Annotated in this window: 22 protein-coding genes; 5 read left to right on the forward strand and 17 right to left on the reverse strand. The window is 71.6% G+C overall.

Going from position 1 to position 23,501, the window contains the following annotated elements; all coding sequences use genetic code 11:
• Window positions 1–16: 16 nt before the first annotated feature.
• The gene (locus CFRA_RS08530; RefSeq protein ID WP_075664299.1) at window positions 17–1,402 is read right to left on the reverse strand and encodes a glycine--tRNA ligase; all 1,386 of its coding nucleotides are present in this window, start codon (window positions 1,400–1,402) and stop codon (window positions 17–19) included.
• Window positions 1,403–1,824: 422 nt separating this feature from the next.
• Here CFRA_RS08530 and CFRA_RS08535 point away from each other — a divergent pair, with 422 nt between their 5' ends.
• Both CFRA_RS08535 and CFRA_RS08540 read left to right on the forward strand, forming a co-directional pair.
• On the forward strand, window positions 1,825–2,175 hold the full coding sequence (locus CFRA_RS08535; protein WP_075664300.1) for an ArsR/SmtB family transcription factor: 351 nt from the start codon (window positions 1,825–1,827) through the stop codon (window positions 2,173–2,175).
• A gap of 208 nt (window positions 2,176–2,383) precedes the next feature.
• Entirely contained in the window at window positions 2,384–2,851 is a 468-nt protein-coding gene (locus CFRA_RS08540) for a Fur family transcriptional regulator (RefSeq protein ID WP_075664301.1), read from the forward strand.
• A 36-nt stretch (window positions 2,852–2,887) separates the two neighbouring features.
• On the opposite strand, the gene CFRA_RS08545 is transcribed toward CFRA_RS08540, so the two are convergent.
• The 14 genes from CFRA_RS08545 to CFRA_RS08610 all read right to left on the reverse strand — a co-directional run bounded on the left by CFRA_RS08545 (window position 2,888) and on the right by CFRA_RS08610 (window position 17,532).
• Window positions 2,888–4,003, reverse strand: a complete 1,116-nt coding sequence (locus CFRA_RS08545; RefSeq protein WP_245797542.1) for a VIT1/CCC1 transporter family protein — start codon at window positions 4,001–4,003, stop codon at window positions 2,888–2,890.
• Window positions 4,004–4,105: 102 nt separating this feature from the next.
• A complete protein-coding gene (locus tag CFRA_RS08550; protein WP_075664302.1) occupies window positions 4,106–4,867 on the reverse strand; it encodes an isoprenyl transferase in 762 nt (253 codons plus the stop codon).
• Window positions 4,868–4,905: 38 nt separating this feature from the next.
• Complete coding sequence (recO, locus tag CFRA_RS08555; RefSeq protein WP_075664303.1) at window positions 4,906–5,655, reverse strand: DNA repair protein RecO; 750 nt, start codon at window positions 5,653–5,655, stop codon at window positions 4,906–4,908.
• A 7-nt stretch (window positions 5,656–5,662) separates the two neighbouring features.
• Window positions 5,663–6,580 (reverse strand): GTPase Era, encoded by a 918-nt coding sequence (gene era, locus CFRA_RS08560; protein WP_075664304.1) that lies wholly within the window; start codon window positions 6,578–6,580, stop codon window positions 5,663–5,665.
• A gap of 31 nt (window positions 6,581–6,611) precedes the next feature.
• Window positions 6,612–7,460, reverse strand: coding sequence for a pyridoxal kinase PdxY (pdxY, locus tag CFRA_RS08565; protein WP_075664305.1), 849 nt, complete (start codon window positions 7,458–7,460; stop codon window positions 6,612–6,614).
• Window positions 7,461–7,494: 34 nt separating this feature from the next.
• Window positions 7,495–8,817: a hemolysin family protein gene (locus tag CFRA_RS08570; RefSeq protein ID WP_075664306.1), complete on the reverse strand. Its 1,323-nt coding sequence runs from the start codon at window positions 8,815–8,817 to the stop codon at window positions 7,495–7,497.
• Window positions 8,818–8,820: 3 nt separating this feature from the next.
• Window positions 8,821–9,447, reverse strand: coding sequence for an rRNA maturation RNase YbeY (gene ybeY, locus CFRA_RS08575; RefSeq protein WP_075664307.1), 627 nt, complete (start codon window positions 9,445–9,447; stop codon window positions 8,821–8,823).
• Window positions 9,448–9,450: 3 nt separating this feature from the next.
• Entirely contained in the window at window positions 9,451–10,488 is a 1,038-nt protein-coding gene (locus tag CFRA_RS08580; RefSeq protein WP_075664308.1) for a PhoH family protein, read from the reverse strand.
• A gap of 11 nt (window positions 10,489–10,499) precedes the next feature.
• Entirely contained in the window at window positions 10,500–11,255 is a 756-nt protein-coding gene (locus CFRA_RS08585; protein ID WP_075664309.1) for a 16S rRNA (uracil(1498)-N(3))-methyltransferase, read from the reverse strand.
• A gap of 9 nt (window positions 11,256–11,264) precedes the next feature.
• On the reverse strand, window positions 11,265–12,407 hold the full coding sequence (dnaJ, locus tag CFRA_RS08590; RefSeq protein WP_075664310.1) for a molecular chaperone DnaJ: 1,143 nt from the start codon (window positions 12,405–12,407) through the stop codon (window positions 11,265–11,267).
• Between the two features lie 93 nt (window positions 12,408–12,500).
• Window positions 12,501–13,529 carry a heat-inducible transcriptional repressor HrcA gene (hrcA, locus tag CFRA_RS08595; RefSeq protein WP_075664311.1) on the reverse strand — a complete coding sequence of 343 codons (1,029 nt, stop codon included), beginning with the start codon at window positions 13,527–13,529 and terminating at the stop codon, window positions 12,501–12,503.
• Window positions 13,530–13,617: 88 nt separating this feature from the next.
• The gene (gene hemW / locus CFRA_RS08600) at window positions 13,618–14,838 is read right to left on the reverse strand and encodes a radical SAM family heme chaperone HemW (RefSeq protein ID WP_083666920.1); all 1,221 of its coding nucleotides are present in this window, start codon (window positions 14,836–14,838) and stop codon (window positions 13,618–13,620) included.
• A 12-nt stretch (window positions 14,839–14,850) separates the two neighbouring features.
• Window positions 14,851–15,543 carry a hypothetical protein gene (locus CFRA_RS08605; protein WP_075664312.1) on the reverse strand — a complete coding sequence of 231 codons (693 nt, stop codon included), beginning with the start codon at window positions 15,541–15,543 and terminating at the stop codon, window positions 14,851–14,853.
• Between the two features lie 144 nt (window positions 15,544–15,687).
• Entirely contained in the window at window positions 15,688–17,532 is a 1,845-nt protein-coding gene (locus tag CFRA_RS08610) for an AMP-dependent synthetase/ligase (RefSeq protein WP_075664970.1), read from the reverse strand.
• 317 nt (window positions 17,533–17,849) lie between these two features.
• Here CFRA_RS08610 and malQ point away from each other — a divergent pair, with 317 nt between their 5' ends.
• Complete coding sequence (gene malQ, locus CFRA_RS08615; RefSeq protein WP_075664971.1) at window positions 17,850–19,985, forward strand: 4-alpha-glucanotransferase; 2,136 nt, start codon at window positions 17,850–17,852, stop codon at window positions 19,983–19,985.
• A gap of 13 nt (window positions 19,986–19,998) precedes the next feature.
• On the opposite strand, the gene CFRA_RS11675 is transcribed toward malQ, so the two are convergent.
• Together CFRA_RS11675 and CFRA_RS08620 are read right to left on the reverse strand one after the other, a co-directional pair.
• The gene (locus tag CFRA_RS11675; protein WP_169842182.1) at window positions 19,999–20,145 is read right to left on the reverse strand and encodes a hypothetical protein; all 147 of its coding nucleotides are present in this window, start codon (window positions 20,143–20,145) and stop codon (window positions 19,999–20,001) included.
• Window positions 20,145–20,357, reverse strand: a complete 213-nt coding sequence (locus tag CFRA_RS08620) for a hypothetical protein (protein ID WP_075664313.1) — start codon at window positions 20,355–20,357, stop codon at window positions 20,145–20,147. Before CFRA_RS08620 ends, CFRA_RS11675 begins: the two co-directional genes overlap by 1 nt.
• A gap of 73 nt (window positions 20,358–20,430) precedes the next feature.
• Between CFRA_RS08620 and treS the strand changes: the two genes are divergently transcribed.
• Window positions 20,431–22,308, forward strand: coding sequence for a maltose alpha-D-glucosyltransferase (treS, locus tag CFRA_RS08625; protein WP_083666922.1), 1,878 nt, complete (start codon window positions 20,431–20,433; stop codon window positions 22,306–22,308).
• Window positions 22,305–23,501, forward strand: a complete 1,197-nt coding sequence (locus CFRA_RS08630) for a phosphotransferase (RefSeq protein WP_075664314.1) — start codon at window positions 22,305–22,307, stop codon at window positions 23,499–23,501. The genes treS and CFRA_RS08630 overlap by 4 nt, the downstream gene beginning before the upstream one ends.

Below are 23,501 nucleotides of genomic sequence, written 5' to 3' on the forward strand. Positions count from 1 at the left end.
CTCCCTAGTCTGCGGGTCAGCAGCCGATGAGGCGGGCGGCCAGGTAGCCCTCCAGCTCATCGAGGGCGACGCGCTCCTGCTCCATGGTGTCGCGGTCGCGGACGGTCACCGCGTCGTCGTCGAGCGAGTCGAAGTCGACGGTGACGCAGAACGGGGTGCCGATCTCGTCCTGGCGGCGGTAGCGGCGGCCGATCGCGCCGGAGGTGTCGTAGTCGACGTTCCAGTGCTTGCGCAGCGTCTCGGCGACCTCGCGGGCCTTGCCGGCCAGCGGCTCCTTCTTGGACAGCGGCAGCACGGCGACCTTGACCGGCGAGAGGCGGTAGTCGAGCTTGAGCACGACGCGCTTGTCCACGCCGCCCTTGGCGTTGGGGGCCTCGTCCTCGTGGTAGGCGTCCACCAGGAAGGCCATCATCGCGCGGCCCAGGCCGGCGGCCGGCTCGATGGTGTAGGGGATCCAGCGCTCCTCGTCGTTCTGGTCGTAGAAGCTGAGGTCCTCACCGGAGGACTCGGAGTGCACGCGCAGGTCGTAGTCGGTCCGGTTGGCCACGCCCTCGAGCTCGCCCCACTTCGAGCCGGTGAAGCCGAAGGCGTACTCGACGTCGACGGTGCGCTTCGAGTAGTGCGACAGCTTCTCCTTCGGGTGCTCGTAGAGACGCAGGTTCTCCGGGTCGATGCCCAGGTCGATGTACCACTGCAGACGGTCGTCGATCCAGTACTGGTGCCACTGCTCATCCTCGCCGGGCTTGACGAAGAACTCCATCTCCATCTGCTCGAACTCGCGGGTGCGGAAGATGAAGTTGCCCGGGGTGATCTCATTGCGGAAGGACTTGCCGATGTTGGCTATGCCGAACGGCGGCTTCATGCGCGCCGAGTTCATCACGTTCTTGAAGTTGATGAAGATGCCCTGGGCGGTCTCCGGGCGCAGGTAGTGCAGGCCCTCCTCGTCGTCGACGGGACCCAGGAAGGTCTTGAGCAGGCCGGAGAAGGCGCGCGGCTCGGTCCAGTTGCCGGGCTGGCCGGTCTCCGGGTCGTTGATGTCGGCCAGGCCGTTCTCCGGGGCGTGGCCGTGCTTCTCCTCGTAGGCCTCGATGAGGTGGTCGGCGCGGTAGCGCTTGTGGGTGTGCAGCGACTCGACCAGCGGGTCGGTGAAGACCTCGACGTGGCCGGAGGCGACCCACACCTGACGCGGCTGGATGATCGAGGTGTCCACGCCGACGACGTCACCGCGCGAGGTGACCATGTGCCGCCACCACTGGCGCTTGATGTTCTCCTTGAGCTCCACGCCCAGCGGGCCGTAGTCCCAGGCGGAGCGCGTACCGCCGTAGATCTCGCCGGCCGGGTAGACCAGACCGCGCCGCTTGCACAGGTTGACGACGGTGTCGATGACGGATTGCTGCGCCATGGGAGAGAGGGCTCCTCGTTGTGGTTGGTGGGTGGGACTGTCTGGGCACACCGTACAAAAGTTGGAGCACGGTGGCACACGTGCGCTCCATTCTAACTGTCCACCCGCCCCGCTCCCCCGGCGACCCCGGGGCGACGCCGCGGGTGCACACGGGCGACCCGGGAACCGTCCGCGCGGCGACATGTGCACGACGGTTGACATATCACGCCAATTGGCCGACATAACACGTCTGTTGTGTGATTCTTCACATCTCGGAACTTGCACTGTGAATGCATTTCACCTAAGGCTCCTGGTCGTGGGCCTGCCGAGGGGTCGAGGCGGGCAAACCGCTGGCCACGCCCCTGTTAACACTTCTTGGACCGAGTAGACGGCGTCGATAGAATGCGAGCTCGGAGGCACCGAACAAGATTGGTAAGACTCTCATGACGACGAAAAACTTGATAGGGAACAGCGACGACCGGCCCGAAGAGGTCACTGACGCAGCCCGGGTGCTCAGCACCCTGGACTCGGTGCTCCGCCTGAAGATCGTGAAGCTTCTGCAGCAGCACGACCACTTCGTCCACGAGCTGGTCAAGGAGCTCGGCAAGTCCCAGCCCCTCATCTCGCAGCACCTCAAGGTGCTCAAGATGTCCGGTCTCGTCGAGTCCGAGCGCCGCGGCCGCGAGGTCATGTACCGCCTGACCACCCCGGCGGCCGGCGACCTTATCGACCAGGCGGCCCGGCTCGCCGCCATCGTCCGCGGCGGCACGCCGCAGCTCGGCCGACAGGCCTGAGCGCACGCGCTGTTTCTTTATCGATCCACTTCCCAGGTAACCGACTCAGGTGACAGACCGGCCGGGCCGGTGACGACACGCGACATCGTCACCGGCCCGGCCGACGCATGTCCGGGTCACCAGCGCCGACGCCCCGCCGGCGCGCCCCGCTGCAACTACAATGAGTTTCAACAACTTCCCGCCCCGCCGTCCGAAGGAGTGTCGCACCATGGGCACGGTCAGTTCCGCCATCCCGAAGCTGGGTACGCGCAGCACCCGCCAGCGCTCGGCGATCGTGTCCGTCCTGCTGGAGCTGGACAACTTCGCCTCGGCCAAGAAGATCCACTCCGAGCTCAAGGAGCGCGGCGAGAAGGTCGGCCTGACCACGGTCTACCGCACGCTGCAGTCGTTGACCGAGATCCACGCGGTCGACGCGCTGCACATGGCCAGCGGCGAGACGCTCTACCGGCACTGCATGACCGAGAAGCATCACCACCACCTCGTGTGCACCGAGTGCGGACGCACCGAGGAGATCGACGGCGGCCCGGTGGAGAAGTGGGCCTCCGAGGTCGCCTCGAGCCACGGCTTCGAGCTGACCGGCCACGACGCCGAGGTCTACGGCCTGTGCCCCGAGTGCAGGACGAAGAAGGCCCGCACCGAGGCCGCCGAGGCCGCCGAGGCCGACACCGCCGGGTAGCTCCCCTCTCCCCCGCCGACCGACTGGCCCGCCGGCTCAGCCGAGCACGACGCCGAAGAGCGAGCCCAGCGCCCAGGTCACCCCGGCCGCACCCAGGCCGATGAGCAGCTGGCGCACGGCGCGCCACAGCGGCGGGCGGCCCGAGAGCACGCCGGTGACCCCGCCGGTGAACAGCAGCGCCATCGAGACCAGGATGATCGCGACGACCGCGCCGACGCTGATGCTCGCGCCGAAGATGAACGGCAGCACCGGGATCAGCGCGCCGAGGCCGAAGCAGCAGAACGACGACAGCGCCGCCGCCCAGGCGCCGTCCACCCCGGACTCCTTGGACGCCGGGGCCGCACCGGCCGGCACCTGGCTGTTGAGCTCGGCCTGGCGGAACTGCTCGAGCGCCTCGCGGGCGCGCTCCTGCGCCTCGTCCTCCTCGAGCCCGCGGGCCCGGTAGACCAGGGCCAGCTCGTTGGCGTTGACGTCGAGCTCCGGGATGACCCGGTCGATCTCGTCGTTGGGGCGGGTCGCCTCGATCAGCTCGGCCTGCGAGCGCACCGAGATGAACTCGCCGGCGGCCATCGACAGCGCGCCGGCCAGCAGACCGGAGATGCCGGTGATCAGCACGATGGTGGGGCTGACCCCGGAGCCGAGAATGCCGAGCACCAGGGCGAGGTTGGAGACCAGGCCGTCGTTGGCGCCGAAGACCGCGGCGCGGAAGCCGCCGGAGATGCGCTCGCGGGACTGCTCGGCCAGGCCGCGCACGACCTCGGAGTGGACGCGCTCGTCGGCGGCGATCTGGTCCGGGGCGTCGGCGTCGTCGACGTACGGGGTGCGCGCCTCGGCGGACTGCATCAGCGCGAGCACGAAGACGGAGCCGAGGTTCTTGGCCAGGAAGCCCATGAAGCGGGTGTGCAGGCCCGGCTGCTGGGGCATGCCGACGTACTCGCCGAGCTTGGCGCGCCAGTACTCCTCGTGACGGGACTCGGAGTCCGCCAGGCGCAGCAGGATGTCGCGCTCGGTGCCCTCCTTGCGGTGGGCCAGCTCCCGGTAGACGGCGGCCTCGGCGCGCTCGTTGGCCAGGTAGCGCCGCCAGCGCTTGATCTGGCGGGCTGTCGGGGGCTCCTCGACGGGCCGCACGTCCGCGCCGTTGTCCTCGCTCACCTGGTCTCCTCCTTCCTCCGGAACCCATAGCAGCGTACCCGTACGAGCGGGCGGAGGGAAGACAGGTCGGCGCCCGGAAAAAGTTCGCTCAGGCCCCGCCGGTCACTTCACCCCGCCGAACCGGCGGTCGCGCTTGGCGTACTCGAGCACGGCGTCGAAGAGGTCCTGCCTGGTGTAGTCCGGGAAGAGCTTGTCCTGGTAGACCATCTCCGCGTAGGCCGACTCCCACAGCAGGAAGTTCGAGGTGCGCCGCTCACCGGAGGGGCGCAGGAAGAGGTCGACGTCCGGCATCTCGGGGTCGTAGAGGTAGTCGGCGAAGGAGTCCTCGGTGACCTGTCCGGGGCGCAGCTCGCCGGCCGCGGCGCGGGCGACCAGCTTCCGGGCCGCGTCGACGATCTCGGCGCGCCCGCCGTAGTTGACGCACATCACCAGCGTCATCGCGGTGTTGTCGCGGGTCAGCTCCTCGGCGGCCTCGAGCTCGCGGATCACCGAGCGCCACAGGCGCGGGCGGCGGCCGGCCCACTTGATGCGCACGTTCTTCTCGTTGAGGATGTCGCGCTCGCGGCGCAGCACGTCCCGGGAGAAGCCCATCAGGAAGCGGACCTCGTCGTGGCTGCGCCGCCAGTTCTCCGTGGAGAACGCGTAGGCGGACAGGTACTCCACGCCCATCTCGAGGCAGGCGTCGACGGCCTCCATGAGCACCGCCTCCCCGCGGCGGTGGCCCTCGGTGCGTTTCATCCCGCGCTGGCGGGCCCAGCGGCCGTTGCCGTCCATGACCAGTGCGATGTGTCGCGGGACCAGCTCGGCCGGGACACCCGTCGCCGCGAACGTGCCGGCGACCCCTGCGGAATTCTGCTCAGTCACAGGCCCAATTGTGCCAAAGGGCCCGCCGGCGCGAGGGCTCACCCCTCGTCGAGCACCGCCAGTGCGGCCACGCGGCCCTCGACCTGCCACTGCAGGTGGGCGCGGGTGAGCCGGTGCGCCACGGCCGCCAGCTCGGCGCCGCCCTCCCCGGCGACCACGGCGACGGCCTGCTCGACGCGGTCGTGGGCGAGCAGCCACATCAGGTGCAGCGCCTCGGTGGGCACGTCGGCCGAGCCGCTCGGCCGGCAGTGCAGGCACACCGCTCCCCCGGCGCCCGGGTGGAAGGCGTGGTGCGGGCCCGGCGCCGAGCACTGCGCGCAGTCGAAGAGGCTGAGCGCCCAGCCCGCGTGCGCCGTCGCCTGCAGGATGAAGGCGTCCAGCGCGAGGACGGGGTTGGCGACGCGCTGGATGCGCCCCAGGGTGACCAGCGCGACGTCGTAGAGAAATGGGTCGGAGCCGTCCTCGGCGACGGCGAGGCGCTCGGCGCACTCGAGCGCGGCGCAGGCTGCGGCGTAGCGCTCGTAGTCGTCGATGATCCCGGAGCCGTAGAAGGCGACGGTGTCCGCGCCGGTGATCGTGGCCAGGTTGCGGCCCGGGTAGAGCTGGACGTCGAGGTCGACGAAGAGCTGCAGGCGCGAGCCGAAGCGCGACTTCGCCCGGCGCACCCCCTTGGCCACCGAGCGCACGATGCCGTGGCCCCGGGTCAGCAGCACGATGACCCGGTCGGCCTCGGCGAAGTCGTAGGTGCGCAGCACCAGCGCCCGGTCGCGGAAACTCTCCCTGCGCACGACCCTCCTAGAAGCCCAGCCGGCCGAGCGCCTTCGGGTCGGACTGCCAGTTCTTCAGCACCTTGAAGCGCAGGTCCAGGTAGACGTTCTGGCCGAGCAGGTCGATGATGCCGCGCCGGGAGGTCGAGATGATCCGGCCCATGCGGCGGCCCTGCGGGCCCTCGATGATGCGGCGCTGGCCGGGGCGCTCGATGAAGATGACCGCGTGCACGTCGAGCACGCCCTCGCGCTCCTCGTCCGGCAGGATCTCGTCGACCTGGACGGCCACCGAGTGCGGCAGCTCGTCGCGCAGGCCGGACAGGGCGGCCTCGCGGATCAGCTCCGCGATGCGGGTCTCGGTGTCGTCGTCGGTGACGTGGTCGTCCGGGTAGAGCTTCGGGCCCTCCGGCAGCAGCCCGGTGATCACGTCGAGCAGCACGTCGAGCTGCACACCGTCCTTCGCGGAGACGGGCACGACCTCGCTCTCGCCGCCGAGCAGCTCGTGCAGTGCCAGCAGCTGGGCGCCGACGGCGTCGCGGGAGACCTTGTCGGTCTTGGTGACCACGCCGACGATCGGGGTGCGCGGCGCGGCGGCGCGCACGTTGTCCAGGATCCAGCGGTCGCCGGGGCCGATCTTCTCGTCGGCTGGGACCGTCAGCGCGATGACGTCGACGTCGGAGTAGGTCTCCTGGACCTGCGCGTTGAGGCGCTCGCCGAGCAGCGTGCGCGGGCGGTGCAGGCCCGGGGTGTCGACGAGGATGATCTGGGCGTCCGGGCGGTGGACGAGCCCGCGGATGGGGTGGCGGGTCGTCTCGGGCTGGTCGGCGGTGATGGCGATCTTCTCGCCGACCAGCGCGTTGGTCAGCGTCGACTTGCCGGTGTTCGGCCGGCCGACGAAGCTCAGGAAACCGGAGCGGAAGCCCTCGGGGGTGTCGGTGAAACTCACGCGGGCCAGTCTAACCGCCCCGGCCCCGGAGCTAGACCTCGCGGACCTCGAACTGCCCGCGCGGGTTCGCGAAGAAGTCCTGCGCGGCGACCAGCTCGAGCTCGCGGCTGTCGCGGTCGAAGGTCAGCTTGAGCAGGTCGAAGACGCTCGAGGCGGTCTTGGCCAGGGCGCCGGCCGCGTCGCGGCCGGGCACGTAGTGGCCGGTGAACAGCGCGGCGGTGACGTCGCCGGAGCCGTTGCGCTTGAACGGCAGGTACGGCGTCTGCACCAGGTAGCGCCCGGAGTCGTCGACGGCGAGCATCTCGACGGTGCCCTCGGGGCGGTCGGGGCGCTCGACGGAGGTGACCAGCACGGTCTTCGGGCCCATGGCGCGGGCGGCCTCGACGGCGTCCAGGGTGGACTCGAGGTCGGTGGCCTCGCGGCCGGTGAGGTAGCCCAGCTCGAACTGGTTCGGGGTGATCACGTCGGCCACCGGCACGACCTTGTCGCGCAGCAGCGGCGGGATGGCGTCGTCGACGTGGCAACCGGACTTCGCGTTGCCCATGACCGGGTCGCAGACGTAGAGCGCCTCCGGGTTGGCGGCGCGCACCTGCGCGGCGGCGTCGATGATGACGTCGGCGATGTCGGAGCCGCCCTGGTAGCCGGAGAGCACGGCGTCGACGTTGGCGAGCTCGCCGCGCTCGGCCACGCCCTTGACGACGGCGGCGACGTCGGCGGCGGGCAGCGCCGGGCCGCGCCACGCGCCGTAGCCGGTGTGGTTGGAGAAGTTGACGGTGTTGACGGGCCAGACCTCGTGGCCGAGGCGCTGGAGGGGGAAGACGGCCGCGGAGTTGCCCACGTGACCGTAGGCGACGGCGGACTGGATGGAGAGCACGTTCATGGCTTACATCGTGCCGTGCCGCCTTCCGCGCCGGTCACTCGGGGTCGGTTGCGTCCTCCGGGACGTCGAGGAGCTCGACGAGCACGTGGCGCACGCGCACGCGCCCGCGGCGGTCGTTGCCGCCCTCGGCGGTCAGCTTCATGCCGTCGACGGTGACGTGGCTGCCCGGCAGAGGCACGCGCCCGAGCTCAAAGGTGATCACGCCGGCGACGGTGTCGACCTCGTCGGTGATCTCGTCGTCGAACTCGCGGCGCTCGCCGGTCGCGTCGCGCACGCCGGAGGCCAGCTCCTCGAGCGACATGTGGGCGACCACGCGGAAGGTGCGGTCGTCGACGCGCTCGAAGGGGTCGTCGTCGGCGGCGTCGTACTCGTCGGCGATCTCGCCGACGATCTCCTCGAGGATGTCCTCCATGGAGACCATGCCGGCGATCACGCCGTACTCGTCGACGAGCATCGCCAGGTGATTCTGGTCGCGCTGCATCTGGTGCAGCAGCACGTCCAGCGGGGTGGAGTCGGGCACGAACTGGGCGGGGCGCACCACGTCGCGCACGAGCACGGAGCGCCCGCCGTCGGACATGTGGTACGTGCGCGCGACGAGGTCCTTGAGGTAGACCACGCCGACGATCTCGTCGATGCTCTCGCCGATGACGGGGATGCGCGAGTGGCCGGAGCGCACGCACAGGCTGGTCGCCTGGCCGGCGGTCTTGGTGTCCTCGATCCAGATCATCTCCGGGCGCGGCACCATGATCTGGCGGGCGATGGTGCCGGCCAGGTCGAAGACGTTCTGGATCATCCGGTGTTCCTCGACCTCGACGATCCCGTGCTCCTGGGCGATGTCGACCATCTCGCGCAGCTCGACCTCGGTGGCGTAGGGCCCGTCGCGGAAGCCGCGGCCCGGGGCCAGCAGGTTGCCCAGGCGGATCAGCAGGCGGGAGAAGGGCCCGAGGATCTTGTGCACGGCGCTGAGCACCACGGCGGTGCGCAGGCAGACCGAGTAGGGGTTCTTGCGGCCGACGGTGCGGGAGAAGACGCCGACGACGACGAAGCTGATCAGGGAGACGGCCAGGATCGCCGTGGTCAGCGCCCAGCCGGCCGAGTCGATCACGCCGAGCGCCAGTGCGGCGGCGAAGACGGCGGCGGTGGCGTCGAGGACGGTGCCCAGAAGCACCAGGATGTTGATGTGCTCGGCGCGGCGGTCGAGCACGCGCAGCAGCTTGCGGGCCCCGGGGCGCTCGTCCTCGACGAGCTGCTCGACGCGGGCGCGCGAGATGCTCGCCAGCGCCGACTCGGTGGTGCCCAGCAGGCCGGAGAGCAGCAGCGCCAGGACGGTGACTGCCGCGGAGATGAGCAGGCTCACCGGCTAGGCCTCCCCGTCCGCCCCGCCGTCGCGGCGGCGCGGCTCGGCGATGGGCGGCACGCCGCCGCCGGGGACCCTGCGGTCGAGCTCCTCGCGGTCGGCCGCGCTCGGGAAGGCGGCCGCGCCGGTCGGCTTGGGCGGGAACTCCGTCCCGCGGCGCTCGGCGTCGTCGTACCAGTCGGCCAGCAGCTCGTTCTGGAGGGCGAACATCTCGCGCTCCTCGTCGGCGGTGGCGTGGTCGTAGCCGAGCAGGTGCAGGCAGCCGTGGACGGTCAGCAGGGCCAGCTCGTGGTCGAGGCCGTAGCCGGCGACGTCGGCCTGGCGCTTGGCGAACTCGGGGCACAGCACGATGTCGCCGAGCATCGTCGGCCCGGGCGCGTCCGCGTCCGGGCGCCCGCCGACGGCGCCGGGGGTGGGCCCGTCCATGGGGAAGCTCATCACGTCGGTGGGCCCCTCCAGGTCGAGCCAGCGCACGTGCAGGTCCGCGATGGTGTCCTGGTCGACGAGGTAGATGCTCGCCTCGGCCTCCGGGTGGACGTCGAGCTCGCCGAGCGCGAAGGAGATCACGTCGATGAGCATCTCCTCGTTGACGCCGGGGTAGCCGGACTCGTTGAAGACCTCGATGGCCATTGGTCAGTTCTCCTTCTGCCCCGCGCCGCGTGCCGGGCGCTCCTGGCGGTCCTGGTCGAATCGGTCGTAGGCGTCGACGATGCGCCCGACCAGCGCGTGGCGCACGACGTCGTCGGCGGACAGCTCCGCGAAGTGGATGTCCGGCACCCCGCGCAGGATGCGGCGGACCTGGCGCAGGCCGGAGGCCTTGCCGCCGGGCAGGTCGACCTGCGTGATGTCGCCGGTGACCACCATCTTCGAGCCGAAGCCGAGGCGGGTCAGGAACATCTTCATCTGCTCGGCGGTGGTGTTCTGCGCCTCGTCGAGGATGACGAAGGCGTCGTTGAGGGTGCGCCCGCGCATGTAGGCCAGCGGGGCGACCTCGACCACGCCGGACTCCATGAGCTTGGGGATGGACTCCGGGTCCACCATGTCGCGCAGGGCGTCGTGCAGCGGGCGCAGGTACGGGTCGATCTTCTCGCCGAGGGTGCCGGGCAGGAAGCCCAGCTTCTCGCCGGCCTCGACGGCCGGGCGGGTCAGGATGATGCGGGAGACCTGGCGGGCCTTGAGCGCCTGGACGGCCTTGGCCATGGCCAGGTAGGTCTTGCCGGTGCCGGCTGGGCCGATGCCGAAGACCACCGTGTTCTCGTCGATGGCGTCGACGTAGTCCTTCTGGCCCATCGTCTTGGGCCGGATGGTCTTGCCGCGCCGGGAGACGATGTCCGAGCCGACCATCGCGGCGACGGACTCCGGGGACTCGGCGGTGACCAGGCGGACGGTGTGGCGCACGGTGTCGGGCGTGATGGCCTGGCCGCGCGCGGCGTGCGAGGCCAGCTCCGCGATGGCGCGCTTGGCGCGCTGCACCTCGTGGCCGGGGCCGGTCAGGGCGACCTCGCCGCCGCGGGCGAAGACGTCGCAGTCGATGAGGTTGGCCAGCACACGCAGGTTCGCGTCCCCCGGGCCGACGACCTGCGCGGCGACCGCCTCGTCGAGGCGGACGGTGCCGGTGATCACCGGCGTGCGGGCGGGCTTGGGTTGCTGCGGGTTATCTGGTGCTGTCACACGGGCTGATGTTACCAGCGGCCGGTCAGCGCCCCGACGGCCGCAAGTGCCAGTGCCCCGGCCGAGGACGCGCGCGCCACCTCCGGGCCCAGGCGCACCGGCTGCGCGCCGGCCTGGCGCAGCCTGCCCAGCTCGTCGTCGCCGATGCCGCCCTCGGGGCCCACCAGCAGCACCACGCGCGCGGCGTCGTCAAGCGGCAGTTCCCGCAACGGGCGGGTGGCGGACTCGTGCAGCACGGCCACGACGGTCTCCTCCCCCGCCTGCGCGAGATTGCCGACGAGTGCGTGCGTGTCCACCGGGCCGGAAAGGCGCGGCAGGCGCGCGCGACGCGCCTGCTTGCCCGCCTCCCGGGCGCGGTCGGCCCACTTGCCCAGGGCCTTCTCCGCCTTGCCGGGCTTGCCGCTCCAGCGCGCCACGCAGCGGTCGGCCTCCCAGGCGACGATCTCGTCGGCGCCGGCCTGGGTGAGCAGGTCGACGGCGAGGTCGGCGTGCGGGGACTTCGGGATCGCCTGCACGACGGTGACCTCGGGGACCGGTGCCGGGTCGACGCCGGCCTCCTCGACCTCGCAGACCAGCCGGTCCTTGCCGTGCACGGCGGTGACGAGCGCGCGCAGCCGGACCCCCGCGCCGTCGACGAGCTCGACGTGCTCGCCGGGGGTGATGCGCCGGACGGTGACGGCGTGGCGGCCCTCGGGGCCGGTCAGCTCGACGGTGCGCGGCGGCTCGCCGGCGAGCGGGGCGTCGAGCAGGAAGACGGGCAGCGACACGGCGGTCTCCTAGCGGCGGAAGCGGTTGCGCAGGCGGTCGAAGAAGGACTCCTCGCCGTCGCCCTCCTGGGTCACGCGCGCAGACTCACGCAGGCGGCCGCGGACCTGCTCGAGCAGGTCGCGGGTCTGGTCGTCGACGTCGGCCGGCACGACGACGTCGATGTGGGCGAGCATGTCGCCGTGGCCGTCGCTGCGCAGGCGCGGCATACCGCGGCCCTCGACGCGCACGCGCTCGCCGGGCTGGGTGCCGGCGGCGACGTCGATGGCGACGTCCTCGCCGTCCAGGCCGGTGACGCTGACCGAGCAGCCCAGCGCGGCGTCGACCATCGGCACGCGCACGGTGAAGTCCAGGTCGTCGCCGTCGCGGGTGAAGACGGGGTGGCGCCTGGTGGCGACCTCGACGTAGAGGTCACCGGCCGGGCCGCCGCCGTGGCCGACCTCGCCGGCGCCGGCCATGCGGATGCGCATGCCGTCGGCGATGCCCGCCGGGATGTTGACGGTGATGTCGCGGCGGGCGCGCACGCGGCCGCCGCCGTCGCACTTCGGGCACGGGTCCTCGATGACCTCACCGAAGCCCGAGCACTTCGGGCACGGCCGGGCGGTCATCACGTTGCCCAGGAAGGAGCGCTGCATCTCCTGGATCTCGCCGGCGCCGCCGCACTGGTCGCACTTGACGGGCTTGGCCTTGGAGGCCGAGCCGGTGCCCTCGCAGCGGTCGCAGAGCACGGCGGTGTCGACGGTGACCTCCTTGCGCAGGCCCGAGTAGGCCTCCTCGAGGGTGATCACCGTGCGCAGCAGGGCGTCGTTGCCCGGCTGGACGCGCGAGCGCGGGCCGCGGGTGCCGCCCTGGCCGAAGAAGGCCTCGAAGATGTCGCCGAGGCCGCCCCCGGCGCCGAAGCCGCCGAAGCCCCCGGCGCCGGCGCCCGCCTGGCCCTGCTCCATGGGGTCGCCGCCCATGTCTACGATGCGGCGCTTGTCCGGGTCCGTGAGCACCTCGTGCGCCACGGAGATCTCGCGGAACTTCTCCGCGGCCTCCTCGGAGGGGTTCACGTCCGGGTGGTACTTGCGGGCGAGCCTCCGGTAGGCCTTCTTGATCTCCTTGTCCGAGGCGGACTTGTCCACCCCGAGAATGGCGTAGTAATCGCGGGCCACAGTTGCAACAGATCCTTTACGAGAAACGGGTACAAACGTGCCGGTGTGACTACACCGGTCGATCAGACTGGCAAGTGTACTAGCAAGACGGGATCACTCACCGGTGAGGACGCGCGAGACGTAGCGCGCCACCGCGGCCACCCGGGCGATGGTGCCCGTGTAGTCCATGTAGGTCGGGCCGACCACGCCGAGCCCGCCGAGGGTCGCACCCTCCGCGCCGTAGCCGGCGGTGACCACCGAGGCGCCGCGCAGCTCCTCGTTCTCGATCTCGTCGCCGATGAGCACGCTGACGTTGCCCAGGTCCGGGACGTTGGCCAGCAGCCGCAGGATGACCACCTGCTCCTCGAGGGCGTCGAGGACGACCGGCAGCGTGTTGGAGACGGCCCCGGCCATGCGCGACAGGTTCGCGGTGCCGGCGAGGATGATGCGGTCGTTGGGCTGCTCGACGAGGGTCTCGATGAGCACCGTGGAGGCCCGGATGACGGCCTGGCGCACGTCGGCGGGCGCCTCGGCGGCCAGGTGGCCGAGCCGGGCGGAGGCCTCGGTGAGCGTGTAGCCGACCAGCGCGGAGTTGAGCAGGTCGCGCAGCCGCGCGACGTCCTCGTCGTCGACGGGCGCGTCGAGCTCGACGTTGCGCTGGTCGACCCGGCCGGTGTCCGTGATGAGCACGAGCAGCAGGCGCACCTGGCTGAGCGCGACGACCTCGCAGTGCTTGACGCGCGAGACGGTCAGGGTGGGCAGCTGGACCATCGCGGCCTGGCGGGTCAGCTGGCTGAGCAGCTGCACCGAGCGACGCAGCACGTCCTCGAGGTCCACGCCCTGCTCCAGGAAGGAGGAGATGGCCCGCCGCTCCGGCCCGGAGAGCGGCTTGACGTTGTGCAGCTGGTCGACGAACTGGCGGTAGCCCTTCTCCGTGGGGATGCGCCCGGAGCTGGCGTGCTGCTGCTGGATGTAGCCCTCGGACTCGAGGACGGCCATGTCGTTGCGGATCGTGGCCGAGGAGACGTCCAGCTTGTGGCGTTCCAGCAGCGCCTTGGAACCGACGGGCTCCTGTGAGGCGATGTAGTCGGCCACGATGGCGCGCAGCACCTCGCGGCGGCGGTCGTCGGTGGATAGTGCCATCCTCTCCGCGCCTCCTCTCGCTCGACGTCTTGTGCGGTCGCTGACGGTCTCCGCCGTCCCTTCGCACCCCGGAGTCTACGCGCCCGGCTCAGTCCTCCTCGGCGATGAGCAGGTCGGTGACGATGCCGTCGGCGAGCAGGCGCCCGGCGTCGGTGACCCGCAGGCGCCCGGCGACGGTCTCGAGCAGGCCGCGGGCCGTGAAGTCGGCGACGGCGGCGTCGGCACGCCCCGAGAGCCAGTCGCGCGGGATGCCCCGGGCCAGCCGCAGGCCCAGCATGATGCGCTCGGTGTGGCGGTCGGCCCTGGTCAGCGTCTCCCCGCCGGCCAGCGGCAGCCCGCCCCCGGCGACGGCACGCGCGTAGGTGGCCGGGTGCTTGACGTTGTGGAAGCGGGTGTCCACCACGTGCGAGTGGGCCCCGGGGCCCGCGCCCCACCAGTTGCCGTCGACCCAGTAGATCTCGTTGTGCCGGCACTCCCCGCCCGGGCGCGCCCAGTTGGAGACCTCGTACCAGGTGAGGCCGGCGTCGCGCAGGCGGGCGTCGATGAGCTCGTAGCGGGCGGCCAGCACGTCCTCGTCCGGGGCGGGCAGTAAGCCGCGGCGCACCTTGCGCGCCATGGCCGTGCCCTCCTCGACGATCAGGGAGTAGGCGGAGACGTGGTCGACCCCGGCGTCGAGCACGGCGTCGAGGGTGGCGCGCACGTCGTCGTCGGTCTCGGTGGGCGTGCCGTAGATCATGTCGAGGTTGACGTGCTCGAAGCCGGCCGCCAGTGCCTCGCGGGCGGCGGCGACCGGGCGGCCCGGGGTGTGGCGGCGCTGCAGGACCTGCAGGACGTGACCGGCGGCCGACTGCATGCCCAGCGAGACGCGGGTGAAGCCTGCCTCACGCAGCCCGGCGAAGAACTCCGGGGAGGTCGACTCGGGGTTGGACTCGGTGGTCACCTCGGCGTCCGGCGCCAGACCGAAGGAGCCGCGTACAGCGTCGAGGAGGCGGGTCAGCCCCTCGGCGCCGAGCATGCTCGGGGTGCCGCCGCCGACGAAGACGGTGTCCGCGGCGCGCAGCTGGCCGCGCCGCCCCATGAGTTCCGCGGCACGCTCGAGTTCGACGGCCAGCGCGTCGAGGTAGCTGCCCGGGGAAGCCGAGGTGCCCAGCTCACCGGGGGTGTAGGTGTTGAAGTCGCAGTAGCCGCAGCGCGTGGCGCAGAACGGCACGTGGACGTAGACGCCGAAGGGCGCGGCGGCGAACTCCGCGCGCGCCTCGGACGTGGCGGTCTCGGGCAGGGTGAAGGTCTCGGCGGGTGACTGGCGCATGGCCCGGCCAGTCTATCCGGCCGCGCCCCCGGTGCCGGAGGCGGCGCGACGGCGGGCGGCCACGCGGGCGACCACGGCGTCGATGCGGGCGCGCTCGGCCAGGAAGGCCGGCGGGTGGCTGCCGCGGCGGGCGCGGGCGTAGGCCGGGTAGGCCTCGGCGACGGTGGCGCACCAGCCCTCGACGGCGACGTGCACGTCGGCGGCGAGGCGGGCCAGGAAGTGCGGGTAGCTGAAGGAGTCGAGGTCGCGGGCGACGGTGTCCGTGCGCTCCAGCAGGTGCTCGACGAGGGCGGCCAGGTGCCCGGTGGTCGCGGTGGTGCGCCCGTCCAGGGCGGCGGCGAGCTCGGCGACGACCACGGGGCCGGTCAGCGGGTGGCCGGCGAGCAGGTCGGCGGCCGTGAGCTGGCCGGGGCCCTCCGCGGCGGGCGCGGCGGCCGGGCGGTCGAAGACGCTCAGGGTCCCGGAGCGCACCCCGGAGGTCAGCGCCTGGCGCAGGCCGACCAGTTCGCCGAGGACGACGCGGGAGTCCGCGCGGCCCTCGCCGGCGATGACGTCGAACTCGGCGAGGCAGTCGTGGACGAGCTCCACGTCGAAGTCCGCCACAGCCTCGGCGAGGTTCTCGATGTAGGAGGCGACCTCGTCACCGATGTCGTAGAGCTCCTGGGTGAGCTCGCGGTGGCGCAGCTCTGCCGCGAAACGCTGCATGACTACCTCGGTGCTCCTTTCCGACGGGATCCCCCGCCGTCCCCGCGCGGGAACTCTAACCTTGAAGTTCTCCTTGAGACTTCTGCCGACAGCCACAGACTCTATGGCAGTCCGCGGGGAAATTCCCGACGGCGCGCCGGGCGCCTAGCGGCGGTAGATCTTGTCGATCGCGTCCGCGTAGCGCTCGGTGACCACGTTGCGCTTGACCTTCAGCGTCGGGGTCAGCTCGTTCTGCTCCTCGGTCAGGTCGCGGTCGAGGATGTAGAACTTCTTGATGCCCTCGGCGTGGGAGACGGTCAGGTTCGCCTGGTTGATGGCGTCCTGGATCTCCGCGCGCAGCGCCGGGTCGGCGGCGACCTCGCGCACCGAGCGGTGCTCAGGGATGTTGTGGTCCATCTTCCAGCGGCCCAGCTCCTCGTCGTCGAGGGTGAGCAGCACGCCGATGAAGGGCTTGCCGTCGCCGACCACGAGCGCCTGGCTGATCAGCGGGTGGGAGCGCAGCATGTCCTCGAGCGGCGCCGGGGAGACGTTCTTGCCGCCGGCGGTGACGATGAGGTCCTTCTTGCGGCCGGTGATGAAGATGTAGCCGTCCTCGTCGATCTCACCGAGGTCGCCGGTGTTGTACCAGCCGTCCTCGAAGGATTTCTCCGTGGCCTCCGGGTTCTTCCAGTACTCCTTGAAGACCCAGGGGCCCTTGAAGAGGATCTCGCCGATGTCGTTGATCTTGACCGAGCCACCGCCGAGCGGGCGGCCCACGGAGCCGATCTTCTGGTCCTCGAAGTCGACGGAGGCGGCCGCGCAGGTCTCGGTCAGGCCGTAGCCCTCGAAGACGCCGAGGCCGATGCCGCGGAAGAAGTGCAGCAGCTCGCTGCCCATCGGCGAGCCGCCGGTGATGCAGTACTCCACGCGGCCGCCGACGGCCTCGTGGATCTTCTTGTAGACGAGCTTGTGGTACAGGCGGTGCTGGGCCTCCTGGTAGCGGTTGGGGCCCGCCGGGGTGTCCATGGCCTTGGAGTACTCGATGGCGGCCTGCTCGGCGCGGGCGAAGATCGCACGCCCGACGGGGCCCTTCTCCGCGGCCTGGGAGGCGGCGGCGTTGCGCACCTTCTCGAAGACGCGCGGGACACCGAGCAGCAGGTTCGGCCGGAAGCGGGCCAGCTGGACCTGCAGGGTGTGGGTGTCCGGCCAGTGCGACTGCAGGCAGCCGACGACCACGCAGGCCAGGGAGACCGCGCGCGCGAGCACGTGCGCCAGCGGCAGGTAGGTCAGCACGGACTTGCCCGGGGCCACGGCGTTGGCGGCGATCGGGTTGGTCAGCAGGGCGCGCACCTGGGAGAGCCAGTTGTAGTGGGTCTGCACGCAGCCCTTGGGGCGCCCGGTGGTGCCGGAGGTGTAGACGATCGAGGCGACGTCGGAGGAGCGGGTGTTCTCGATGCGCTCCCAGACCACGGCGTCCTCGAGGCCGCGGCCCTCGAACTTGAGGGTGTCCACGCCGGCGGAGTTGATCTCCACGATGCGGCGCAGCTGCGTCGGCGAGTCCACCAGGCGCGGGTTGCCCTCGGAGTCGAGGACGAGGTTGCGCATCATGTCGGTGTGCTCGCCGGTCTCGGTGACGGCGAAGACGGCGCCGGAGTCCTCGACGATCCACTGGATCTGCGCGGCCGAGGAGGACGGGTAGATCGGCACGAGCACGGCGCCGGCGGCCGAGATGGCGAAGTCCAGCAGCGACCACTCGTAGCGGGTGGCGGCCAGCAGGATCACGCGGTCGCCGGGCTCCACGCCGTTGGCGATAAGCCCCTTGGCCACCTCGAAGATCTCCTCGAGGAACTCCTCGGAGGTGACGTTGACCCACTCGTAGTTGTGCGGACGCAGGAAGCTGATGCCGTAGGGGCGGTCACGGACCTGGTCGATGAACGCGGTCAGGACGGTCTCGTTCGGCCCGACCTCGAATTCGGCCGGGGTGGAGAACTCACGCCCCGCGGACGCCACGGGCGCGGCGTCGGGGGTGTGGTCGTCCCGGGTGGTCGGCTGGTCGGCCTCGGTCACAGTGGTGCTCACTTTCCTCGCTCCATCGCTCTGGGGTGCATGTACGGGGTACCCCCGCGACGGCGAAACAGGACGGAAACATGAAGATTCCCTCACAATGTACCGCATCGCGGGGAGGCGCTATCTGCGGCTTCTTTCCCGAACATACGTGAGCCTCGGGACACATGTGCGCAAATCGGTGAATCAGTTCACAGCATCCGGCCCCCCGCGACTCCCCCACGCCGGGACAGGTGACACATCTGCATGTCAGAATGGGCTCCGTGACTTCCCGGGACCTCTTGCACGAGTTGGCCGACTCCTACGGCATCGCCACCACCTATGAGGGCAGCGGCGGCGAGCACGTCGTCGCCGGGGAGGCGACACTGACCGACCTCCTCGCCGCGATGGGCGTGGACACGGCGGACCCGGCCGCCGCCCTGGAGCACCGCCGCGACGAGCTGGCCTCCCGCCCGCTGCCGCCGACGGTCGTGGCCACCGAGGGCTTCCCCTACGTCTTCCCCGTGCACGTGCCCGACGGCTGGCCGGCCGAGGTCACGGTCGAGCTCGAGGACGGCGCGCGGCGGCCGGCCGCCCAGCGGGAGAACTGGACGCCGCCGCGCGAGGTCGACGGCACCGTCTGGGGCGAGGCGAGCTTCGAGGTCCCCGCCGACCTGCCGCAGGGCTGGCACCGCCTGCACCTGACCGCCGGAGACAACGGCGAGCTGACCGCCGAGGCCACGCTCGTGGTCACCCCGGAGCGCCTCAGCGGCGCCGCCGAGCTGGTCGAGCACCCGCGCGCCGGCGTGATGGCGCAGCTGTACTCGGTGCGCTCGCGCGAGTCCTGGGGCATCGGCGACTTCGCGGACCTCGGCGCACTGGCCGAGACCGTCGCCGCCGAGGGCTTCGACTACCTGCTGGTCAACCCGCTGCACGCGGCCGAGCCGGTGCCGCCGGTCGAGGACTCGCCCTACCTGCCGACCACCCGCCGCTACGTCAACCCGATCTACCTGCGCGTCGAGGACGTGCCCGAGTTCGGCCAGCTCGACGCCGAGCTGCGTGCCGACGTCGCGGAGATCGCCGAGGAGTTCCAGGCCGCCGACACCACGGCCGACATCCTGGAGCGCAACCCCGTCTTCGAGGCCAAGCTCGCCGTCCTGCGCGAGCTGCACGCCCTCGAGCCCACCGCCGGGCGCGCCGCCGCCTTCCGCGACTTCGTCGCCCGCGAGGGCGAGGGCCTGGTCGACTTCGCCCGCTGGTGCGCCGACCGCGAGTTCGACCCGTCCCGCTCCGCCGAGCGCGGCGCGCACGCGATGGACGAGCCGGGCGAGGACGAGTACCGCGACACCGTCGACTTCCACATGTGGCTGCAGTTCCTCTGCGACGAGCAGCTGGCCGCCGCCCAGGCCCGCGCCAGGGCCGCCGGCATGTCCGTCGGCGTGGTCGCCGACCTCGCCGTGGGCACGCACCCCGGAGGTGCCGACGCCGCGGTGCTCGCCGACGTGCTGGCCCCGCAGGCGTCCGTGGGCGCTCCCCCGGACGGCTACAACCAGCAGGGCCAGGACTGGTCCCAGCCGCCGTGGCACCCCGAGCGCCTCGCCGAGGCCGGCTACGCGCCCTGGCGCGACATGCTGCGCACCGTGCTGCGGCACGCCGGCGGCATCCGCGTCGACCACGTGCTCGGCCTGTTCCGCCTGTTCTGGATCCCGCGCGGCAAGCGCCCGGCCGACGGCGCCTACGTGCACTACGACTTCGAGGCCATGCTCGGCATCCTCGCGCTCGAGGCCGAGCGCGCCGGCGCCGTGGTCATCGGCGAGGACCTGGGCACCTTCGAGCGCTGGGTCCAGGAGGCCCTGGCCTACCGCGGCGTGCTGGGCACCTCGGTGCTCTGGTTCGAGGGCGAGCCCGAGGGCGGCGCTCCCCTGGCCCGCGAGCACTACCGCCGCCTCGCACTGGCCTCGGTGGGCACCCACGACCTGCCGCCGACGGCGGCCTACCTGGAGGGTGTGCACATCGACCTGCGCGACGAGCTGGGACTGCTGCTGCGCCCCGCCGAGGCCGAGCACGCCGAGGACCTCGCCTGGCAGAACCGGGTGCTCGACGCCGTGCGCGAGGCCGGCTGCTTCGAGGGCGACCCCGGCGAGTTCGCCGGGCGGCTGCGCGACGAGCGCGGCGACGCGGTCGCGCTCATCGAGGCGCTGACCCGCTTCATCGCCGGCACCGCCTCGGCGCTGACCTGCACCCAGCTGGTGGACATGGTCGGCGACCGGCGCACCCAGAACCAGCCGGGCACCACCGGCGACCTCTACCCCAACTGGCGCCTGCCGCTGTGCGACGGCGCGGGCGACCCCGTCCTCATCGAGGACCTCCCCCGGAACCCCATGTTCCGCCGCATCGCCGCCGCGGCTGTGCGGCGCTGACGCGGCGCACCCGTCAGAACAGGGAGAACACCCAGGCCACGACGACGATCACGAGCAGCAGCACCAGCGCCTTGGTCACCAGGGACTGCGGGTAGCGGCGCTTGCCGCGCGGCCGCGCCTGGTCCTCCTTGCGCAGCTGTTCGGGGTTGCCGTCCACCATCACTCACGTCCTTCCTCGTCGCGCCCGGGGGCACCCGCCCCCGTGGAACCACCACGGCGTCGGAAACCGACGGCCGCGACGTCGATCGCGCGCAAAAGCACGATCGCCGCCACCGCACACACGGGCAGCACCACCACCAGCAGCGCGAACAGCTGCACGGCGATGGGCGCCGACACCAGGGTCTGCGCGACCCAGTCATACACGGCGGTCACACCGCGACAGTCTAGCCTCCCCCGGTCACCGGATCTGTGACACGACCCCGGCCGTGCTTCTACCCTGGTGCCCATGAGCAACCGCCCCACTGAGGACACCGATCCCGGATACGTCGGCCGATTCACCCCCGCCCCCGACGCCGAACGCCCCGCCGCGCCCACCGTGGCCGGGGCCGTCGCCGAGGGCTCCCCCGCCCCGTCCGCGGCCGCCGCCCGCCCGCCGGTGGACGACGAGGGCTACCTCGTCGAGCACGAGGCCCGCGACTACGAGACCCCGGCGCCCGCGCCCGGTGAGGCGCCGTGGGAGCGCAAGGACCCCGAGTGGTACAAGACCGCCGTCTTCTACGAGGTGCTCGTGCGCTCCTTCTACGACCCGGAGGGCACCGGCTCGGGCACGCTCAAGGGCATGACGGCCAAGCTGGACTACATCAAGTGGCTCGGCGTGGACTGCATCTGGCTGCCGCCCTTCTACGACTCCCCGTTGCGCGACGGCGGCTACGACATCCGCAACTACCGCGAGATCCTGCCCGAGTTCGGCACCGTCGACGACTTCGTCGAGCTCGTCGACGCCGCCCACCAGCGCGGCATCCGCGTGATCACGGACCTGGCGGTCAACCACACCAGTGACACCCACGCCTGGTTCCAGGAGTCGCGCGCGAACCCGGACGGCCCCTACGGCGACTTCTACGTCTGGTCCGACGACCCGGAGCGCTACCCGGACGCGCGCATCATCTTCATCGACACCGAGGAGTCCAACTGGACCTGGGACCCGGTGCGCGGCCAGTACTTCTGGCACCGCTTCTTCTCCCACCAGCCGGACCTGAACTACGACAACCCCGAGGTCCAGGAGGCGATGCTCGACGTCATGCGCTTCTGGCTGGACCTCGGCCTCGACGGCTTCCGCCTGGACGCGGTGCCCTACCTCTTCGAGCGCGAGGGCACCAACGGCGAGAACCTGCCGGAGACCCACGCCTTCCTCAAGCGCGTGCGCGCCATGGTCGACGCCGAGTACCCCGGCCGGGTGCTCCTGGCCGAGGCCAACCAGATGCCCGAGGACGTCGTCGAGTACTTCGGCGACGGCCCGGACGGCGACGAGTTCCACATGGCCTTCCACTTCCCGGTCATGCCGCGCATCTTCATGGCCGTGCGCCAGGGCAAGGCCGCCCCGATCAAGGACATCCTGGCCGAGACCCCGGCGATCCCGAACTCCGCGCAGTGGGGCATCTTCCTGCGCAACCACGACGAGCTGACCCTCGAGATGGTCACCGAGGAGGAGCGCGCCTACATGTACGGCGAGTACGCGCGCGACCCGCGGATGAAGTCCAACGTGGGCATCCGCCGCCGGCTCGCCCCGCTGCTCGAGGGCGACCGCAACCAGCTCGAGCTGCTGCACGCGCTGCTGCTCTCCCTGCCGGGCTCGCCGGTGCTCTACTACGGCGACGAGATCGGCATGGGCGACAACATCTGGCTGGCCGACCGCGACGGCGTGCGCACCCCGATGCAGTGGTCCTCGGACCGCAACGGCGGCTTCTCCACCGCCGAGCCCGAGCGGCTCTACCTGCCCGTCGTCCAGAACGACCAGTACGGCTACGCCACGGTCAACGTGGACAACCAGATGAAGAAGTCGAACTCGCTGCTGCAGTGGGTGCGCAGCTACGTGCACATCCGCCAGCAGTACCCGGCCTTCGGCCTCGGCGACTTCCGCGCCCTGGACACCACCAACGAGGCCGTGCTCAGCTTCGTGCGCCGCTACCGCGACGAGACGCTGCTGTGCGTCAACAACCTCTCCGCCGTCCCGCAGGCCGTCGAGCTGGACCTGAGCGAGTTCGCCGGCCGGGTGCCGCGCGAGCTCTCCGGCGGCGCGGACTTCCCGCGGGTCACCGACCGCCCGTTCACGGTGACGCTCGCCCCGCACGGCTTCTTCTGGTTCGAGCTCGAGGAGCGCGCATGAGCTTCGAGTCCGACCTGGCCGCGGGGCTGGCCGCCGAGCGCTTCTACGGCGCCAAGACCGCGGGTGTCGACGCCGCGCGCGTCGAGCACGCCGCCGACTTCGACGGCGTGCGCGCCGCGGTGGTCGCCGCCCGCCACGGTGAGACGACCGAGCGCTACCAGATGCTTGTCGACGCCGCGGGCCACGACGTCCTGGGCGAACACGCCGATGCGTTGGGCGCCGCCCTGGCGGGCGGCCGCGCGCCGCTCGGCCGGCTGCACGGCGACGCCTCGGTGCTCGCCGGCCTGCACGGCCGCGCGCTCGGCCAGGAGCAGTCCAACTCGACGCTGATCTACTCCGACGAGACCGGCCCGAAGGTGGCGGTGAAGTTCTTCCGCAAGCTCGCCCCGGGCCTGAACCCGGAGATCGAGCTGCTCTCCGGCATCGGCGAGGTGCCGGCCGTCCCCCGCCTGCACGCCTGGGTCGACGCCGAGATCGACGGCGAGCCCCACGCCCTGGCCGTGGTCCAGGAGTTCATCGCCGACTCCCGCGACGGCTGGCTCGACGCCGTCGACGTCGCCGGCACGGGCACCTCCTTCGCCGGGCGCGCCCGGCTGCTGGGCGCGGCCACGCGCGAGGTCCACGAGGCGCTCGCCGGGACCTTCGGCACCACGGAGCTCAGCGGCGACGGCCTGGCCGGGCGCCTGGGCTCCCGTCTGGACTCGCTGGTCACCCAGGCCCCCGAGCTCGCCGACGTCGCCGACGAGGCCCGGCGGCGCTACGCGCGGCTCTCCGGGACCACCGGCACCGCCCACCGCGTCCACGGCGACCTGCACCTGGGCCAGGTGCTCTTCACGGGGGAGCGCTACGTGCTGCTCGACTTCGAGGGCGAGCCGGCCCGCCCGCTGGCCGAGCGCCGTCTGCCGGACAGCCCGGCGCGCGACCTGGCGGGGCTGATCCGCTCGATCGACTATGCGGCGCACTTCAACGCCTACTCGGGCCGGCCCGGCCCCACCGACCCGGCCCGCTGGGCCGCCGAGGCGACCGAGGCGCTGCTCGAGGGCTACGGCGCGCTCGACGCCCAGGCCGTGCCGGCCGGCTGGCTCGACGCCTACGTGCTGGACAAGGCCCTCTACGAGGTCGCCTACGAGGCCAACAACCGGCCCGACTGGGCCGGCATCCCGCGGGCCGCCGTCACCGGGATCCTCGGGTAG

It is taken from the genome of Corynebacterium frankenforstense DSM 45800, from assembly GCF_001941485.1.
GTDB classification, from domain to species: domain Bacteria; phylum Actinomycetota; class Actinomycetes; order Mycobacteriales; family Mycobacteriaceae; genus Corynebacterium; species Corynebacterium frankenforstense.

Excerpts from the sequence above, each read along its gene's own strand:
- CFRA_RS08530 (WP_075664299.1), bottom strand. The coding sequence starts at position 1,402 with ATGGCGCAGCAATCCGTCATCGACACCGTCGTCAACCTGTGCAAGCGG.
- CFRA_RS08535 (WP_075664300.1), top strand. The coding sequence starts at position 1,825 with ATGACGACGAAAAACTTGATAGGGAACAGCGACGACCGGCCCGAAGAG.
- CFRA_RS08540 (WP_075664301.1), top strand. The coding sequence starts at position 2,384 with ATGGGCACGGTCAGTTCCGCCATCCCGAAGCTGGGTACGCGCAGCACC.
- pdxY (WP_075664305.1), bottom strand. The coding sequence starts at position 7,460 with ATGAACGTGCTCTCCATCCAGTCCGCCGTCGCCTACGGTCACGTGGGC.
- ybeY (WP_075664307.1), bottom strand. The coding sequence starts at position 9,447 with ATGGCCATCGAGGTCTTCAACGAGTCCGGCTACCCCGGCGTCAACGAG.
- hrcA (WP_075664311.1), bottom strand. The coding sequence starts at position 13,529 with ATGGCACTATCCACCGACGACCGCCGCCGCGAGGTGCTGCGCGCCATC.
- hemW (WP_083666920.1), bottom strand. The coding sequence starts at position 14,838 with ATGCGCCAGTCACCCGCCGAGACCTTCACCCTGCCCGAGACCGCCACG.
- CFRA_RS08605 (WP_075664312.1), bottom strand. The coding sequence starts at position 15,543 with ATGCAGCGTTTCGCGGCAGAGCTGCGCCACCGCGAGCTCACCCAGGAG.
- CFRA_RS11675 (WP_169842182.1), bottom strand. The coding sequence starts at position 20,145 with ATGGTGGACGGCAACCCCGAACAGCTGCGCAAGGAGGACCAGGCGCGG.
- treS (WP_083666922.1), top strand. The coding sequence starts at position 20,431 with ATGAGCAACCGCCCCACTGAGGACACCGATCCCGGATACGTCGGCCGA.
- CFRA_RS08630 (WP_075664314.1), top strand. The coding sequence starts at position 22,305 with ATGAGCTTCGAGTCCGACCTGGCCGCGGGGCTGGCCGCCGAGCGCTTC.